Source organism: Leptospira kemamanensis (assembly GCF_004769665.1).
Classification (GTDB): Bacteria; Spirochaetota; Leptospiria; order Leptospirales; family Leptospiraceae; genus Leptospira_A; species Leptospira_A kemamanensis.
The window spans coordinates 101,464-116,056 of sequence record NZ_RQGG01000043.1; the positions used below are offsets into that span (position 1 = coordinate 101,464).

Annotated in this window: 12 protein-coding genes; 6 read left to right on the forward strand and 6 right to left on the reverse strand. The window is 40.7% G+C overall.

From position 1 onward, the window contains the following. Positions 1–8: 8 nt before the first annotated feature. Together EHQ59_RS14840 and EHQ59_RS14845 are read right to left on the reverse strand one after the other, a co-directional pair. On the reverse strand, positions 9–698 hold the full coding sequence (locus EHQ59_RS14840; protein ID WP_135620418.1) for an IspD/TarI family cytidylyltransferase: 690 nt from the start codon (positions 696–698) through the stop codon (positions 9–11). Continuing rightward, a complete protein-coding gene (locus EHQ59_RS14845; protein ID WP_135620665.1) occupies positions 695–1,963 on the reverse strand; it encodes a diaminopimelate decarboxylase in 1,269 nt (422 codons plus the stop codon). The genes EHQ59_RS14840 and EHQ59_RS14845 overlap by 4 nt, the downstream gene beginning before the upstream one ends. Before the next feature lie 57 nt (positions 1,964–2,020). On the opposite strand from EHQ59_RS14845, the gene EHQ59_RS14850 reads away from it, so the two are divergent. Genes EHQ59_RS14850 through EHQ59_RS14870 form a run of 5 tightly spaced genes read left to right on the forward strand, consistent with a single transcriptional unit; the run spans position 2,021 to position 8,463 of the window. Beyond that, positions 2,021–3,091 carry a zinc dependent phospholipase C family protein gene (locus EHQ59_RS14850; RefSeq protein ID WP_135620419.1) on the forward strand — a complete coding sequence of 357 codons (1,071 nt, stop codon included), beginning with the start codon at positions 2,021–2,023 and terminating at the stop codon, positions 3,089–3,091. 24 nt (positions 3,092–3,115) lie between these two features. Continuing rightward, positions 3,116–5,668 (forward strand): penicillin-binding protein 1A, encoded by a 2,553-nt coding sequence (locus EHQ59_RS14855; protein WP_135620420.1) that lies wholly within the window; start codon positions 3,116–3,118, stop codon positions 5,666–5,668. Between the two features lie 59 nt (positions 5,669–5,727). Further along, on the forward strand, positions 5,728–6,132 hold the full coding sequence (locus EHQ59_RS14860; protein ID WP_012388418.1) for a bactofilin family protein: 405 nt from the start codon (positions 5,728–5,730) through the stop codon (positions 6,130–6,132). Positions 6,133–6,151: 19 nt separating this feature from the next. Then, entirely contained in the window at positions 6,152–7,276 is a 1,125-nt protein-coding gene (locus EHQ59_RS14865; RefSeq protein ID WP_425270157.1) for a peptidoglycan DD-metalloendopeptidase family protein, read from the forward strand. 50 nt (positions 7,277–7,326) lie between these two features. Then, positions 7,327–8,463: an alpha/beta hydrolase gene (locus EHQ59_RS14870; RefSeq protein WP_244245575.1), complete on the forward strand. Its 1,137-nt coding sequence runs from the start codon at positions 7,327–7,329 to the stop codon at positions 8,461–8,463. 29 nt (positions 8,464–8,492) lie between these two features. On the opposite strand, the gene EHQ59_RS14875 is transcribed toward EHQ59_RS14870, so the two are convergent. Next, the gene (locus EHQ59_RS14875) at positions 8,493–10,256 is read right to left on the reverse strand and encodes a transglutaminase-like domain-containing protein (protein ID WP_135620421.1); all 1,764 of its coding nucleotides are present in this window, start codon (positions 10,254–10,256) and stop codon (positions 8,493–8,495) included. A 60-nt stretch (positions 10,257–10,316) separates the two neighbouring features. Here EHQ59_RS14875 and EHQ59_RS14880 point away from each other — a divergent pair, with 60 nt between their 5' ends. Beyond that, positions 10,317–11,108, forward strand: coding sequence for a helix-turn-helix transcriptional regulator (locus EHQ59_RS14880; protein WP_135620422.1), 792 nt, complete (start codon positions 10,317–10,319; stop codon positions 11,106–11,108). A gap of 17 nt (positions 11,109–11,125) precedes the next feature. On the opposite strand, the gene EHQ59_RS14885 is transcribed toward EHQ59_RS14880, so the two are convergent. From EHQ59_RS14885 to EHQ59_RS14895, 3 genes are all read right to left on the reverse strand, one after another. Further along, positions 11,126–11,668, reverse strand: a complete 543-nt coding sequence (locus tag EHQ59_RS14885; RefSeq protein ID WP_135620423.1) for an Mpo1 family 2-hydroxy fatty acid dioxygenase — start codon at positions 11,666–11,668, stop codon at positions 11,126–11,128. An 82-nt stretch (positions 11,669–11,750) separates the two neighbouring features. Next, positions 11,751–13,472 carry a 4-alpha-glucanotransferase gene (locus tag EHQ59_RS14890; protein WP_135620424.1) on the reverse strand — a complete coding sequence of 574 codons (1,722 nt, stop codon included), beginning with the start codon at positions 13,470–13,472 and terminating at the stop codon, positions 11,751–11,753. Positions 13,473–13,484: 12 nt separating this feature from the next. After that, on the reverse strand, positions 13,485–14,549 hold the full coding sequence (locus EHQ59_RS14895) for a class I fructose-bisphosphate aldolase (RefSeq protein ID WP_135620425.1): 1,065 nt from the start codon (positions 14,547–14,549) through the stop codon (positions 13,485–13,487). Positions 14,550–14,593: the final 44 nt, after the last annotated feature.

The window sequence follows — 14,593 nt, forward strand, 5'->3', positions numbered from 1 at the left end:
CTAAGAATTCAGTCGAGGGTGTATACTGACTCGGCAAGAGCCAAGTCCCCTGGACTTGTCACTTTGATATTCTGAAAGTTAGTTTCCACAATTCCCACCCTTCTCTCACCCATCCATGTGCAGAGGTCTGTGGGATGAAGTTTGGGATTTACTGCAAGTGGGATTGCCAATAATTCTTTTAACATAAAACCAGCCACGGACTGTGGAGTTTTTACTGCGTAGACTTCTTCCCGTTTTAAAGGTTCGCTTGAATAGTTTTGGTGGAGTTTCACTCGCACAAGGCTTTCCGTAACGGGACAAACAAGAGAAGCTGCTCCAAAAATTTTGGTTTGTTCCACGAGTTGGTAGAGTTCGTTTTGTTTGAAATTGGGACGAGCCACATCATGGATGAAAAAAATATCCTTTTCATCATAAGGAACTGAACGAAGTCCCTCCAAGGTAGAGAGATGTCTTGTCTCCCCACCTTCCACAATGCGGTCGTTAGGTTCTAGTAAATCTTCCAGTTCCTTTTCTGTTTCTAAAATCCAATCGGGATGCGAGACAACAGTAATGGATTTGAGAAGTCCAAAACGACGAAAGCGTTTCACCGAATGCCGAAGGAGGGATTCCCCCCTTAGTTTTAAAAATTGTTTGGGGACATCCGTTCCCATTCGGCTTCCCGTTCCTCCAGCTAGGAGAATCGCAAACAGTTGGTTCATTCCACCACTAAGATTTCGTTCCGAAAGATCTCGAGGACTGGTTCCTTTTTACGAATGAGTTTTGCAGTTCCGTCTTTCCGAAGTAATACCTCTGCGGTTTCGGGAAAACTATTGTAGTTCTTTGTGGACATACTGGAACAATAGGCTCCCACCGCTTCCATCACCACGTAGTCACCGATTTCCGCTTCTCCCATAAGCCTTGTGATGGGTTCACCACCTTCTTTTTGGGTAAACACGTCTCCCGATTCACAACAGTGACCAACAACCACATACTCTTTGTTAGACTTTGGTAAAACACCATCTTTTTTCACAGTGACGAGAGGGTGACGGGCTCCGTAGAGGGAAGGCCTTGTGTTGGAATCCATCCCCGTGTCTAATTTGATAAATTCAAATCCATGTTTTCCCGTATCCACTTTGTCATCCACTGTAGTGAGAAGTGCACCGCAAAGAGCGATGAGGTAAGTTCCTGGTTCAATTTCTAAAATGAGATTTCTTCCGTGTTTTTCGGCAAATTCTTGGAATTGGATTTTGACAGGAGCACCTATCTTTTGTAAGTCGGTCGATTTTTCATCTTCCATACGACCTACTTTGTATCCACCACCAAGGCTCACAACAGTGACCGTTGGAAAACTTTCTGCATATTCTAAAGTGTATTTGGCCACAGCCTTCCATACTTCAGGGTCACTTCCCGATCCAATGTGTGTGTGGACTTTTTCAACAGTGAGGTTGTATTTGTTGACTATCGCTTTTACTTCCGGCAATTTTTCATGCCAGATCCCAAAAGAAGAAGTAACTCCACCCACATCGGTTTTTTTGGTATGGCCTGATCCGAGACCTGGGTTAAAGCGAATGGATACGGATTTTCCAGGGAAGGATTGGCCAAACAGTTCCAACTGACGAAGGGAACAAGCATTGAACTTCACTCCCTTTCCAATGAGTTCTGTAAATGCCCTTGGAAATTCTTGGGAAGTGAGCATGATGGATTCTGGTGCAAACCCAAAATGGAGGGCACGTTTCACTTCGTGTTCGGAAGAGGCATCGATGAGAATCCCCTTTTTCTTCATGATTTGTAAAATATTGGAATTGGGATTTGCCTTCATGGCATAACGGACTTGTAAACCAAAGGCATTGGGGAATGCCAAAGCTTCGTCACATTTTTGTTCAATTGCCGTCTCAGAATAGACAAAGAGTGGGGTGCCAAATTCGTTTGCCAAAGCTCGCACTTGGTCTTCTTTCAAAAACTTTAGTTTTTCGATTGATGTCATAGGATTTAAGATAAACCTTTCAATAGGTTCCAATCCATAAAGTCAAAAAAGTAGAAAATGGCAGGAAAGATCACACATATCGAAGCACTCTCCCAAGTGAAAAAACACTTGGAACACGGCAATGCCACTCAAAGGAAAATTGCCAATTTACTCGCAAGACCTGATGTGGCTCCCTATGCCAATTTAGGTGCCGTTGCCCCCGATATCTTTTATTTCTATCATGTCTTACAACCCAAACGAACCAAAAAAGCAGCGTTTTTTGGAGACCTTGCTCACCATCATCAAGTAGCCGAACTGATTTTGAGTTTTCTAAACCAAGTATATGATACCGAAATGGGTTTGTATAGAGACAGGTTTCTTGCCTTCACTTTGGGTTATATTTGTCACTGTGTGGTAGACATCCAAACCCATCCTTATATCTTTTATATCTCTGGTGATTACTATAACAACGATAAGAAGATCTCTTACCAAGCCCAAGTAAACCATATGAAAGTGGAGTTTGGTTTGGATACCCTTCTCATCAACCACCGTTGGGGAATGAGTGCAAGAGAGTATGACTTTCCACAATACATCGACATCCGACACAGAACCGTTGGGATCAAAAACAAAATGGACCCAGTTCTCTGGAACTTTTGGTTACAATCTTTAAAGGAAACCTTTCCTAAAGAATTCCAATCCAACTACATCGGCTCAGAAAAAAAAATCATCCCAGGGGACATCTTAAATGAATCCTATCTTGGGTTTTACCGTTTCACATCCACTCTAGATTCGAGAAGTGCTCTGATGCGAGGGCTTGTGAGTGTAGTGGATACACTTACCTTTCATCGTTATAATGCATCCGTTCTGATGTTACCAACTCTTGAGGCGATTAATCCCAAAATCATGAATGATGAAAAACGGGAATGGTTTTATCCAGCAGATCCCAATCGTAAATTCAATGATTCGTTTATCGAACTACTCAACCAAGCAAGCCAAGCTTGTAAGGAAATTTTAACGAGAGCTTATGAATATAGTTTTTCACCGGAGAGCCGTTCCAAGATTCTGGATTCACTTGGTGGTTATAATTTAGATACTGGCCTTCGTTACCACGGCATTGATCACATGAAGGAATTTTCCCCACTGGTTTAGTGGGAATTTGAAAAAGGGAAATATATGAAACAAGAACCCGTTGGGCTCTTCGAAAAGTATTTTATTATTTGGTTTCGCATTGTCACGGAACGCATTTGGACGGGAGATAAAAAATTTCGAAACACATCCATAGCCATCTTTTTGTTTGGAGTTTTGAACGTTTTTTTACTCACTGGTTCGGTCAAAGACTTCTTTCGTTTAGGGGAAGCTGCGGTTTATGATATCCCTTCCACCTTATACGGGCTAAATGACAAAGGCGAATACGAACCCATTGCCGAGTATTATAAATTCTCTCGGATTCCTGTCAAACTGGAAGAACTAAAAGCCGAAACCACAAACTACTCCACTGACAACCGTCACAAAGTGATCCAATGTTTTTTATCCACGGAAGATAATTCCTTTTATTCCCACAATGGGATAGATCTAAAAGGGATTGCTCGTGCTTTTGTGGTGAACATCATGGCGGGTCGCGTGAAAGAAGGTGCCTCCACCATCACACAACAAGTCGCAAGGCTTAAGTTTTTATCCATCGAACGATCCATCGCAAGAAAAGCACGGGAAGCTTGGCTTGCCGTTTTACTCGAACTTGTTTATCCCAAAGATAAAATCTTAGAAGTGTATTTAAACGAAATCCCTCTTGGACATGGAACTATCGGTGTGGGAGCAGCCTCTCGGTTTTACTTCCGAAAAGAAGTACAAGATGTAACTTGGGGAGAAGCTGCCATCCTTGCAAGCCTTACCACTAGACCTACACAATTTAGTCCCATCGTAAACCCTGTTTCGAGTATGAACAAGGTTAGGGTCGTCTTTCGTAAGTTAGTGGAAAATGGCAGAATGACTGTTGCCGATGCTGAAAAAGAATATGCGGCTTTAGAAGAATATTACACAAATCTAAATCGTTCTCCGAATGATTCTGCGTTTTCAGACAGGTTAAACCGTTTTCCCTATGTTACAGAATACATCCGTAAAAATCTAATCCGTTCCATTGGATCGAGCCGTTTGTACAATGGTGGTCTCAAAATTTATTCCACCATCCAAATCCGTCACCAAGAAGAAGCGGAAAAAGCCCTACTACCCGCACTACAAAAACAAACACTGGAATCCAACCAACGTGCGTTTCGAAATATTGATGCTTTTGATGATTTGTATGGAAGTGGGTATTCACTCATCGCTGATTTGTATGACTTACCTGAGTTTAAATTTAAAATTTCGCGAACAGAACGTACGTTTTCTTCTGCCTACCAAGAAGATATGCGAGATGAATTTTATGCTCTCAATTTACTGACAGGTGATGACTATCTCGGGGACACAATTGAGAAAAACTATAACTCACAAAATACAAAAGACCATCTTTTACCCGTTGAAGGTTCGCTCATCGCAATTAGACCCGAAACAGGTTACATCACAGCCCTTGTGGGTGGATCTGGATTTCGCTCCGACAACCAACAAATCCGGCCGTTCCAAGCCTTTCGCCAACCAGGATCTGCTTTTAAACCAATTTTATATGCAGCCGCAATGGACTATTCTGGCAAAAACCCAGACCCTGAGAAAAATGTAACACCTGCTACACTCTTTGCCGACTCTCCTTTACAATACCTGATGGAAGATGGAGATGAGTGGGCTCCTGAAAATTATAGTAGCGAATACTCAGGATTTATTTTATTACGAAAAGCTCTGGAACAATCGAAAAACTCAGTGGCAGTGCGAGTCCTTGAACAAGTAGGACTTTCCCATTTAATGGAAAGCCTTCGTGGTTTGTTACAATTACCAGGAAGAGACATTCCTTATAATTTCAGTGTTTCCCTTGGATCGTTTGAACTGACACCGTATGAACTCACTCGCGCCTATGCTGCCCTCGCTTCTGGGGGAAAAACAGTAAACCCGATCTCCGTATTATATGTAGAAGACAACTCTGGCAATGTCATTAAAGACTTTCGAAAAGACTACGAAGATGTGGAACGAAAACAAGTCATCTCCAAAGAGGCTGCTTTTCTCATCACTTCCATGATGAAGGATGTGGTGGAAGAAGGAACTGGACGTGGTGTACTTTCCTATGGGTTAAACAGAAAGGCCTATGGAAAAACGGGAACCACCAACAATTTTCGAGATGCTTGGTTTGTCGGATACACACCAGAACTTGTCACCTCTGTCTGGTTTGGTTATGATGTGGGAACGATTTCTCTTGGTCGTGGGATGACGGGAGGGAGACTTTCTGCCCCTGTTTGGGGTCGGTTTATGGCTCGTGCCCTCGAAAAAGAGCCAGCCAAAGAATTTCCATGGCTCTCTGAGGTCAAAGTCACAAAACGCACTGTCTGCCGTATGTCTGGAAAACTTCCTGGCGGCCAGTGCCATGACCTTCTCGAAGAATACTTCATCCCACAAACCGTTCCGAAAGACGTTTGTAACGACCACGGTTCGGCTTGGAATGTGGTGGAGTCAAAACCACAACCACAATCGACGCAAAATACGATCGAGAAGAAAAAACCAGACACGAAAGTAGAGAAAAAACCCATCCAAACGAAGCCACCGAAACGAAAAAAGTCGGTCTTTAGCGGAGATGAGGAAATTGATTACTAAAAAGGCTTGTCAGAAAGACCGAAAATTTTGATTCTCACAGAAGGGGAAAAGGAGCAGGAATGGCAATAGGTAAGGATTCCATCAACAGCGTTATCGGACCAGGGTCGATATTTGAAGGTAAATTTTATATCGCAGGTTCACTTAGAATCGATGGAAAATTCGAAGGTGATATCAAAACAGAAGACGCACTCGTCATCGGAGAGACTGGAAAGGTCAAAACCAATATCAGTGCAAGAGAAGTCATTGTCTCCGGAACCCTCATTGGTAACATCAAAGCTGAAAACGAAGTAAAACTAGAAGGAACAGGTCGTATGTTAGGTGACATCACTGCCCCTTACTTAGAACTTCAAAAAGGTGTCGTAGCAAAAGGAAACATCACAATCACAGGCGGACAGAAAAAAGACGTTCGCAAAATTGTAGAAGAATCTTTTGGCGGAATCAAATCTTTAGATTCAAAGGACTAACCTAAACTCCATTTAACACATGCTACTTCGTTCGCCTGAAAAGTCTACGATCGGCAAGCATGTGTTACGTTGGGGAAACATAAACGTAATCCAAGTTTCCCCAGGTAAGTATTTTTATAACCTCCAATCACAATCCAGTGTCCTCCACGGCACAATCGATCTCAATCGCAAACGGTATCGGATTTTACCCCTTCTCGGGTTTTCTTTTTTATTCGCGTTTTTACTTTCCATCATCGTAGACAAACAAACTTACGAAGAAACTCTAATGGAAAAAGAATTCCTCAGTATGTCCACTGAGGTAGAAGAAAACGATACCAAAGACAAAGAAGCAAAACTTGCCGATGCCAAATACTTACAAGAAACCGAAGATAAAAAAATGGCCATCCTACGTTCTGCGGAACTCGACAAACTCGCAGACAACAAAAACAAAAAACTAAAAGTCACTCAATACAAAGTGAAAAAAAATGAAACCTTATCGGACATTGCCCGTAGGTTTAAAGTATCCGTTGAATCTATCGCGGGTAGCTCTGGAATTAATCCAGAAGTGTCACTCATTGCAGGTCAAATCCTGAACATCCCCAACAAACAAGGTTTAATGTACAAACTGAAAAAAGGGGATACTTTAGCCAAGGTAGCTGACTACTACAAAGTCAAAATCGATGATATTTATGCAGAAAACCAATTAGAAGATTATGATTTATTTAAGTCAGGTCAAAAGGTATTTTTACCTGGGGCTGTAATTCCAGAAACAGGACCAGTTTGGAGAATCCCTGTGGCTTCGAGAGTCATCACATCTGGCTGGGGAACTCGTTCTTATCCTCAATACAAATTCCATATGGCCCTTGACCTACGTGCCAATTACGAATCCGTTTATGCAGCAAGGAAAGGGAAAGTCACCTTCTCTGGTTGGATGGGTGGATATGGAAACGCCATCATTTTATCTCACGATGATAACTACCAAACACTTTATGCACACAATTCCAAACTCTTTGTCAAAGAAGGAGATTACGTGAGTGCAGGCAAAGTGATCTCTCGTTCGGGATGTACTGGATATTGTTTTGGACCTCATTTACACTTTGAAGTCATCAAAGACGGAAAAAACATCAATCCCACAAAACTCATCAAAGGATTTTCATACAAATGAAACGAACAATTACTCACAAAAACCAGTTTTCAAAAAAAGATTCAAACTACATGCAAAACCGATTTCATTTTTTCCGTTCTCAAGTTTCCTTCCAAAACTTGAGTAAGAGATTCTCATTTTTCATCTTACTCTTGATTGTATTCCTAAACGGATTTGTTTCCTGTACTCCCAAAATTGGAGAACAAATCAACAAACGGATTCTCGATCCATTTGATGAAACAAAAAACTTAAATGTTCATTTTGTCACAACCCGCAGGGAAATGGGTGCCAAAGACAAATGTGAAGGAAACAGTTTTGGTTTTATCACCGATATCAATCCACATTACGGAATTTGTATCGTAAACGTGCCCGCAAAACATATCATAGGTGATATTTCACAAGACAATTCTCAAGACAAACATTCTTTTTTCCAATTCAAAGGCCGAGTGAATACCGAAGACAAAGAATTTTTATCAAAAATTAAATCTTCTGCAAGTGAAGAAGTTTTGGTATTTGTGCATGGGTTTAATGTCAACTTTGATGAGGCAGTTCTTCGAGCCGGACAAATCAAATATGATCTAAAATTCCCAGGGGAAGTGATTGTATATTCTTGGCCTGCTGGCGCGGATTCAGGACTCCTTGGCCAAGTGATGGTAAAATCTACTTATGATTTAAACTTTACAGAAGCAAAAATCAACAGAGAACCTTTTGCGAATTTTTTAAATGGGATCACCTCACTTGGAAAAAAGATTCACTTAGTCGTACACAGTATGGGTCACCAAGTTGTATTACCTTCCCTTGCTTCTCTCTCGAAATCAGGAAAATCAAAATTCCTACAAGAATTGATTTTGAATGCTCCTGATTTTGATAAAAACGAATTTGAACTCATCTTAAGTGACTTAAAAAAATCAGCCGATCGAATCACCTTGTATTGTTCCCCTGGAGACAATGCTCTCATCGCATCCCAAAAAGTAAATGGGGCACCAAGGGCAGGTATGTGTTTTAAGTATTCCGGTGTGGATGTCATCAATGTGAATGAAGTAGATGACCCAGTGCTTGGTGTTGGTGGCCTTGGCCATGGCTATTATTCTTCCAGACCAATCCTCACTGACATCTACCAAGTGATACTCGGTGTCAGCGTCGAAAAACGCCTTTTCATTCGTAAGTCAGGCCCAAAAAACGGGGAAAACTTTGTTTTAAGAAAGTAAAAAAAAACTGCAAAATCCCCTAGCTGACGTTAGGGGACGATGAGGTCTTCTCCAGACAAAATGGAACGGTTCTGTTTTTGACTCGGTTGGTATTCCTCGTCCTCTTCTTTCCCCTCTTCCCCTTCCTCTTTTAAAATCTTGAGTTTCATTTGCAGAGAATTCCTGTGAACCCAACTTTCCTTGGTCAGTTGGAAGAGACGATCCCCTCCTAAAATTTTAGGATGGTTGGGTGTGGGAAGCACCGCAAACACCAAATGCCTTGCATAGGTCACACCTGGTTTGGAACGCGGAGGTGCCAGTGGTTCCATTGGCATCCAACCATACCCATCTACCCAAACTTCTACATATTTATGATTCAAATGCATCGTATCAGAAGACTCGGTTGGCAAATAATTCCATACAAGTCTTGTTGGCATTCCTATCCCACGTAACAAAGACATGGTGACATAGGAATGTTCGGTACAACCTCCATTATTTTTTTCAATGACTTTCGGAGCAGCTTCAAATTTCCCTGACTTATAAGGAATGGAGGAAACATATTTGGATGTTTCCGTTAAAATCTCTTTCACTGAGGTTTTGTCTTGGAAAAGTTCAGTTCGTTTGGACACGACCATTGGATCGTCGATTTTTAAAAACCAACCATCTAACATTTCGTTTGGAAACTGCAACTCCGCTTTTTCCCTGTTAATGACAAGTTCTGGTGACAGTTTCCAATGGATTTTGTAACGAGTGAGATTTCCCTGATAAACAGTGAGTCGTTTTGTTTCTCCTTCTTTCATAGCGGGAATGGAAATCGTTAAGGTTCGATTTCCCGTTTCATCCAAACCAAACTGACTGGGAGAATAAAATGTTTCTTCTCGTAAGGTTTGGCCATAGGTATCTTTTTTCGGTAAAACAACATGGATATTTGTTTCTGGGATTGTTTCTTTCGCGAGAAGTTCTATTTGATAGGAAAGACGAGAACGGATGGGAGAAAATCGTACTGCCTTTGCATCACTAAGTGTTTCGATTCCATCGTTTACGGAGAAAAACTGATCATCAAAGAGAATCCATTCTCCATAAATCTTTGTGATTGGATCAAATACCAAAACGCGATCTGGTTCTAATACTGTGAATTTAAAAAGAGCTCGGTGATTGGTTGGAATTTTCCATTCCTTTAATTTTGTTTGGTTAGGTAAGGAATACAACTGGATGGTATTCCCAGAAAAAGAAGAGTAAAGAAGGATCTCACCTTCTTTTCGTTTGACGATCCTTTGCACAGATTTCATTGGTAAAGGTAAACTAGGTTTTGTTTCCAGTGAATCTAAATCCAAAACTTCCAATTGGTCTTTCTCCAATCGATAGAGTTGGTTTTCCGAACAAACGATGTCTCTCCAACTGGAAGATTTAGCGGGAATGGGAATTTCCTTTTGGACATTCCAAGTCCCTTTTTCTATCGCATATAACAACGTTTTGGTTTGGATGAAGATTTGGCCCTTACATTCGGTCCAACCCAAAACCTTTCCTTTGTCCCAAGGTTTTACATTCCACTTCCCTGTAAGCAGTTCGAATTCATAAATCGAAACTTGTTTGTCTTTGGATTTTGTTTGAAAGTACAAACTGTTTTCAATCTGCAATAAGGATTCAAATAATTCTACAGATTCAGATTCGGGAAATCCAATCGTGGATCCATTGGAAACAACTGAATACTTAGGTTGGACTTGATTCCATTCCGAAAGGAATTCTCCTTTCTCTTTGGCAAAAAGCAACCCACTACCAATACAAAATAGAAAAACCAAAATCCATTGTTTCATTCGATAATCCTTGCCAATTCCGAGTCTTTATGAAATGTTTATGAAAGATTTTTTTAGTATATGGATAAAAGTAGAAAGGGAAGTCTTTTTTATTTTGGAGAGCGGATTCTCCTTGGCACACAAGGCCTTGTGACCGAATCCCATTCCCATTATGCAGTCTCCATCCTCATATCCATGGATACTCCATTTCACTTGGTGACAAAAGAAAACACGTCCATCCAAACCGAGGGGATCATCATCCCTCCCAATTTTTTCCATCGTTTGGAAGCAGGCCATACCGAAATTCTTGTGATTCAATTGGATCCCAAATCCGCTGAATACCAAACTTTGGGAAGAAAGGATCCTTACCAAATCCTAAACTCATCCACCATCCAATTGATACGCTCCATCGCCGATCCACTCTTTACGAGTGCTCTCACATGTCACTCTGCACGTGCACTGTATGACCAAATTTTAGAAGTGTTGGGTTCAAACAAGTCAGACGTAAAAGCAGATCCGCGGATCGACATGGCCATCCAAATAATCAAAGCCACTCTGCCAAGTCCCATTCATTTAGCAGAACTATCGAAAGAAACAGGAATATCCAAAGATCGGTTTATGCATTTGTTTAAAGAAAATATGGGAATCCCACTCAGACAATACCTCTTGTGGCAACGATTACATATTGCAGCGAGGCTTTTGCAAAGTGGCGAGAACCTAACAACTGCTTCGCATGCTGCTGGTTTTAGTGACCAAGCCCATTTGTCTCGCACATTTAAAAAGATGTTTGGTGTAAAACCCTCCTTATTTCTCGGAGGGTCTCATTTACACCAGGTTTGTTTTTGTGATATCAATCCAGTTCCCTTACCGTGAGGGGAAACTGGTGTTTGTTAGGCAGGTTTGTGAACAGAAAAGTCTTTCCAAACTCCTTTTTGTTTTAACTCATCTTCTACTGCTTTTTTTAAATCGGAACGGTATCCTAATTCAAATACGACATCCGCGACAACAAATAGCGGAGCAGACACAAGAGCTTGGAACAAATTATCAAAGAGAGCTGGTCTACTTTTTTCAAAAACAAAATGTCCATAAAACTGAGATCCCCAACCAATCACTTGTCCTAATCCAAAAATGCTCCAAGCGGTTTGAGATGGTAATTGCACTGTGATCCATTCAGCAGTCAGAAATAATCCACCAAACAGTAATGTAGCGATAAATGCAAAAAACACATCCAAGGTATAATAATATCCTAAAACTCCTAAGGTAAACAGGAGAGATGCAGTGACAGAAAAACCATTGTATTCAAATAAGGAAAATCGACTGAGTACAACGAAAAGAGTAAACGAAATCATTGGTACTCCTAAAACGTGAATCCAAACATTTCGTTTTTCTTGATGGTAGGCAGAATAAAATGCCATTTCTTTTGCAAATCTCAAAGGGAACCTCCAAACTAGGGTTCTACTTTACCAAACAAAATGAGAATCCACTTGAACGATTCTGTCAAAATTTAAAAAAATTCTAATTTCTTCCGGAAGAATGAACGAGTTTGCGTAACGTAAAATTGCGTGTAAAGTCATCCGCAAAATCTTCGATGAGGATGGGAAATCGGTAGGTCCAATTGGAATGGTCAGGAGTGCCAGGCAAATTGATTCTGTGTTTTTCTGGATTCTGTAACACATCGGTAACGCCGAGGGCCAAATCCTGAAAGAGCTGGATGCTAAACAAACTTTTGGTTTGGAACACAAAATCGAGTAAACCTTCTAAGATTTGGTCTTCTGATTCAGGTCTTGGTTTACCCAAACGGTCAAAGAAAAATTGAACTTTGTGCTCTAAATCCCCTTCCCGATTCCACCAATCCATCACCAAACTTGTGTCATGTGTTGACAATACAGAAATTGCATTTTCGCGGTAGTGGTCTTCTTCGATGTAATCCCCCGTTGTAAAGGATTTGGTCCAACGTACCACATCGATTCCAATCATCTGACGCTCAAACAAGGATTCTCGGATAAATGTTGGAACGGAACCCAGATCCTCGGCACATGGTACCATAGAAGAAAAGGATTCAAAAATTTCTAAGATCTCTTCCCCTGCTTTTCTCCAATGTTTTTCTTCTGCGTTGATATGAAGTTCAGACAAGGGAAATAATTTAGCTTTGGTTTCCTCAGGGAGTGACTGGTAACTAACTTCTTTCCAAAAGTCCCAATAAAAAATATAATGATTGGGTTTGAATTCATGGATGAGTCCAATGGATTCAATGAATTTGGGATCAATTCCTACGTTTAAAAATTCACTAGTTTCAATTCCGAATTGAGGGTGAAACCATCCCTTTAATGCAGTTTCGTGTTCTTTGGGAATGGCCCAAATGCGATACATACCAATCACATGGTCAATGCGGTACAAATGGAAAAAATTTTCTAAATACAATAATCGTTCTTTCCACCAACTATAATGGCTTTTTTGTAAAACGTCCCAGTTGAGAACAGGAAAACCCCAGGTTTGTCCCGTTTGTGAAAAATGATCAGGTGGTGCACCTGCTTGTAAATCCAAGATAAAGTTTTCAGGGTGTTCCCAAACATCACAGGAATTACGAGCTGTTAGAATCGGCATATCACCCTTTAAAAAAATTTCATTGTCCTCTAAGTGAAGTTTGACGGCATTTAACTGATCAAAGGCGATTTTTTGTAAATAAACCCAAAATAATGCTTCTTCTCTTTGTTCTGTAAACACTTTGTCTTTTGCATTGTAAGGATCTTGAAATTCTTTTGGCCATTCCCACCAATTTTTACCTTCAAATGTTTCATACAATACCCGAAACGAAACATAGGAATAACACCAAGGTTGTTTTTCCAAAAAGTTAAGCGCATCTTTCATAGCTTCTTTTTGATGTTGGAGATAAAATTCTCTTAGGTATTTTATTTTTAAATTACGAACTCGAGTGGGATTGTTTTGTAAGGTTACAATTTGATTTTTACGGGATTTGTAAGGTAAACCTAGTTTGTATAAAGAAATGTATAATGGATCAATTGCGAAAGCAGAAATGGCACTATAAGGGGAATAACCATTTCCAGTATCATTGAGTGGTAATAATTGGATGATACTAAATCCAATGTCCTTTGCCCAGTCACAAAGTGGATATAAACTATAAATGTCTCCACATTCAAATGAATGCCTAGAAACAATAGAGGACAGAGATACAAGTACCCCTGCCCTTCTTTGTTTGATCGAAATCAAAGAACTCAATGCCTTACAACATTAAGCAACAGTGATTTCTTTAGAAAGATATACGTCTTGGATGGCGTGAAGTAGTGACACACCCTCTTTCATTGGTTTTTGGAACGCTTTTCTTCCAGAGATTAGTCCCATACCACCAGCACGTTTATTGATCACTGCTGTTTTTAAAGCTTCTTGTAAATCGTTTTCACCGGAAGCTCCACCAGAGTTGATGAGTCCCGCTCTTCCCATGTAACAATTTGCTACTTGGTAACGAGTGAGGTCAATTGGGTGTTCAGAAGTAAGATCAGAGTAAATACGTTTGTCTGTTTTACCGTAAGATGACTCTTGGTTTAAAACATTGTATCCACCGTTGTTCTCAGGTAACTTTTGTTTGATGATATCCGCTTGGATGGTTACTCCTAAATGGTTTGCTTGCCCGGTAAGGTCAGCAGACACATGGTAATCTTTGTCTTTTTTGAACGCATTGTTACGGATGTAACACCAAAGGATGGTTGCCATTCCCAGTTCATGTGCCATTTGGAACACTTTTGAAATCTCAACGATTTCACGACCTGCATCTGCCGATCCGAAGTAAATGGTTGCCCCAATCGCCACACAACCTTGGTCATGCGCTTGTTTTACAGTCGCAAACAAAATTTGTTCACTTTTGTTTGGGTAAGTGAGAAGTTCGTTGTGATTAATTTTTAAAATGAAAGGAATTTTGTGAGCATACTTACGAGCTACAGATCCAAGCACACCTAACGTTGTCGCAACACCGTTACAACCACCTTCCATTGCGAGTTTGATGATATTTTCGCCATCAAAGTAAATTGGGTTTTTGGCAAACGAAGCTCCTGCGGAGTGTTCGATTCCTTGGTCTACCGGAAGAATGGATACATATCCAGTTCCACCAAGTCGGCCATGGCCAAGTAAAGTTTGAATGCTTCTGAGAACAGGAATGGACCTGTCTGAAGGTGCAAAAATTCGGTCTACCCAGTCGCCACCAGGTACGTGAATGAGTTCTTTTGCTATTTTTGGTGATTTGAATCCAAGGAGGGATTCCGCGTCGTTTCCAAGATGTTTCGAGATTTCGTCGAAGTTCAAAGTTGTTCTCCTTAAAAATAAATTCTCGGGTTGGGCCAAGGTGA

Excerpts from the sequence above, each read along its gene's own strand:
- EHQ59_RS14840 (WP_135620418.1), bottom strand. The coding sequence starts at position 698 with ATGAACCAACTGTTTGCGATTCTCCTAGCTGGAGGAACGGGAAGCCGA.
- EHQ59_RS14845 (WP_135620665.1), bottom strand. The coding sequence starts at position 1,963 with ATGACATCAATCGAAAAACTAAAGTTTTTGAAAGAAGACCAAGTGCGA.
- EHQ59_RS14850 (WP_135620419.1), top strand. The coding sequence starts at position 2,021 with ATGGCAGGAAAGATCACACATATCGAAGCACTCTCCCAAGTGAAAAAA.
- EHQ59_RS14855 (WP_135620420.1), top strand. The coding sequence starts at position 3,116 with ATGAAACAAGAACCCGTTGGGCTCTTCGAAAAGTATTTTATTATTTGG.
- EHQ59_RS14860 (WP_012388418.1), top strand. The coding sequence starts at position 5,728 with ATGGCAATAGGTAAGGATTCCATCAACAGCGTTATCGGACCAGGGTCG.
- EHQ59_RS14865 (WP_425270157.1), top strand. The coding sequence starts at position 6,152 with ATGCTACTTCGTTCGCCTGAAAAGTCTACGATCGGCAAGCATGTGTTA.
- EHQ59_RS14870 (WP_244245575.1), top strand. The coding sequence starts at position 7,327 with ATGCAAAACCGATTTCATTTTTTCCGTTCTCAAGTTTCCTTCCAAAAC.
- EHQ59_RS14875 (WP_135620421.1), bottom strand. The coding sequence starts at position 10,256 with ATGAAACAATGGATTTTGGTTTTTCTATTTTGTATTGGTAGTGGGTTG.
- EHQ59_RS14880 (WP_135620422.1), top strand. The coding sequence starts at position 10,317 with ATGGATAAAAGTAGAAAGGGAAGTCTTTTTTATTTTGGAGAGCGGATT.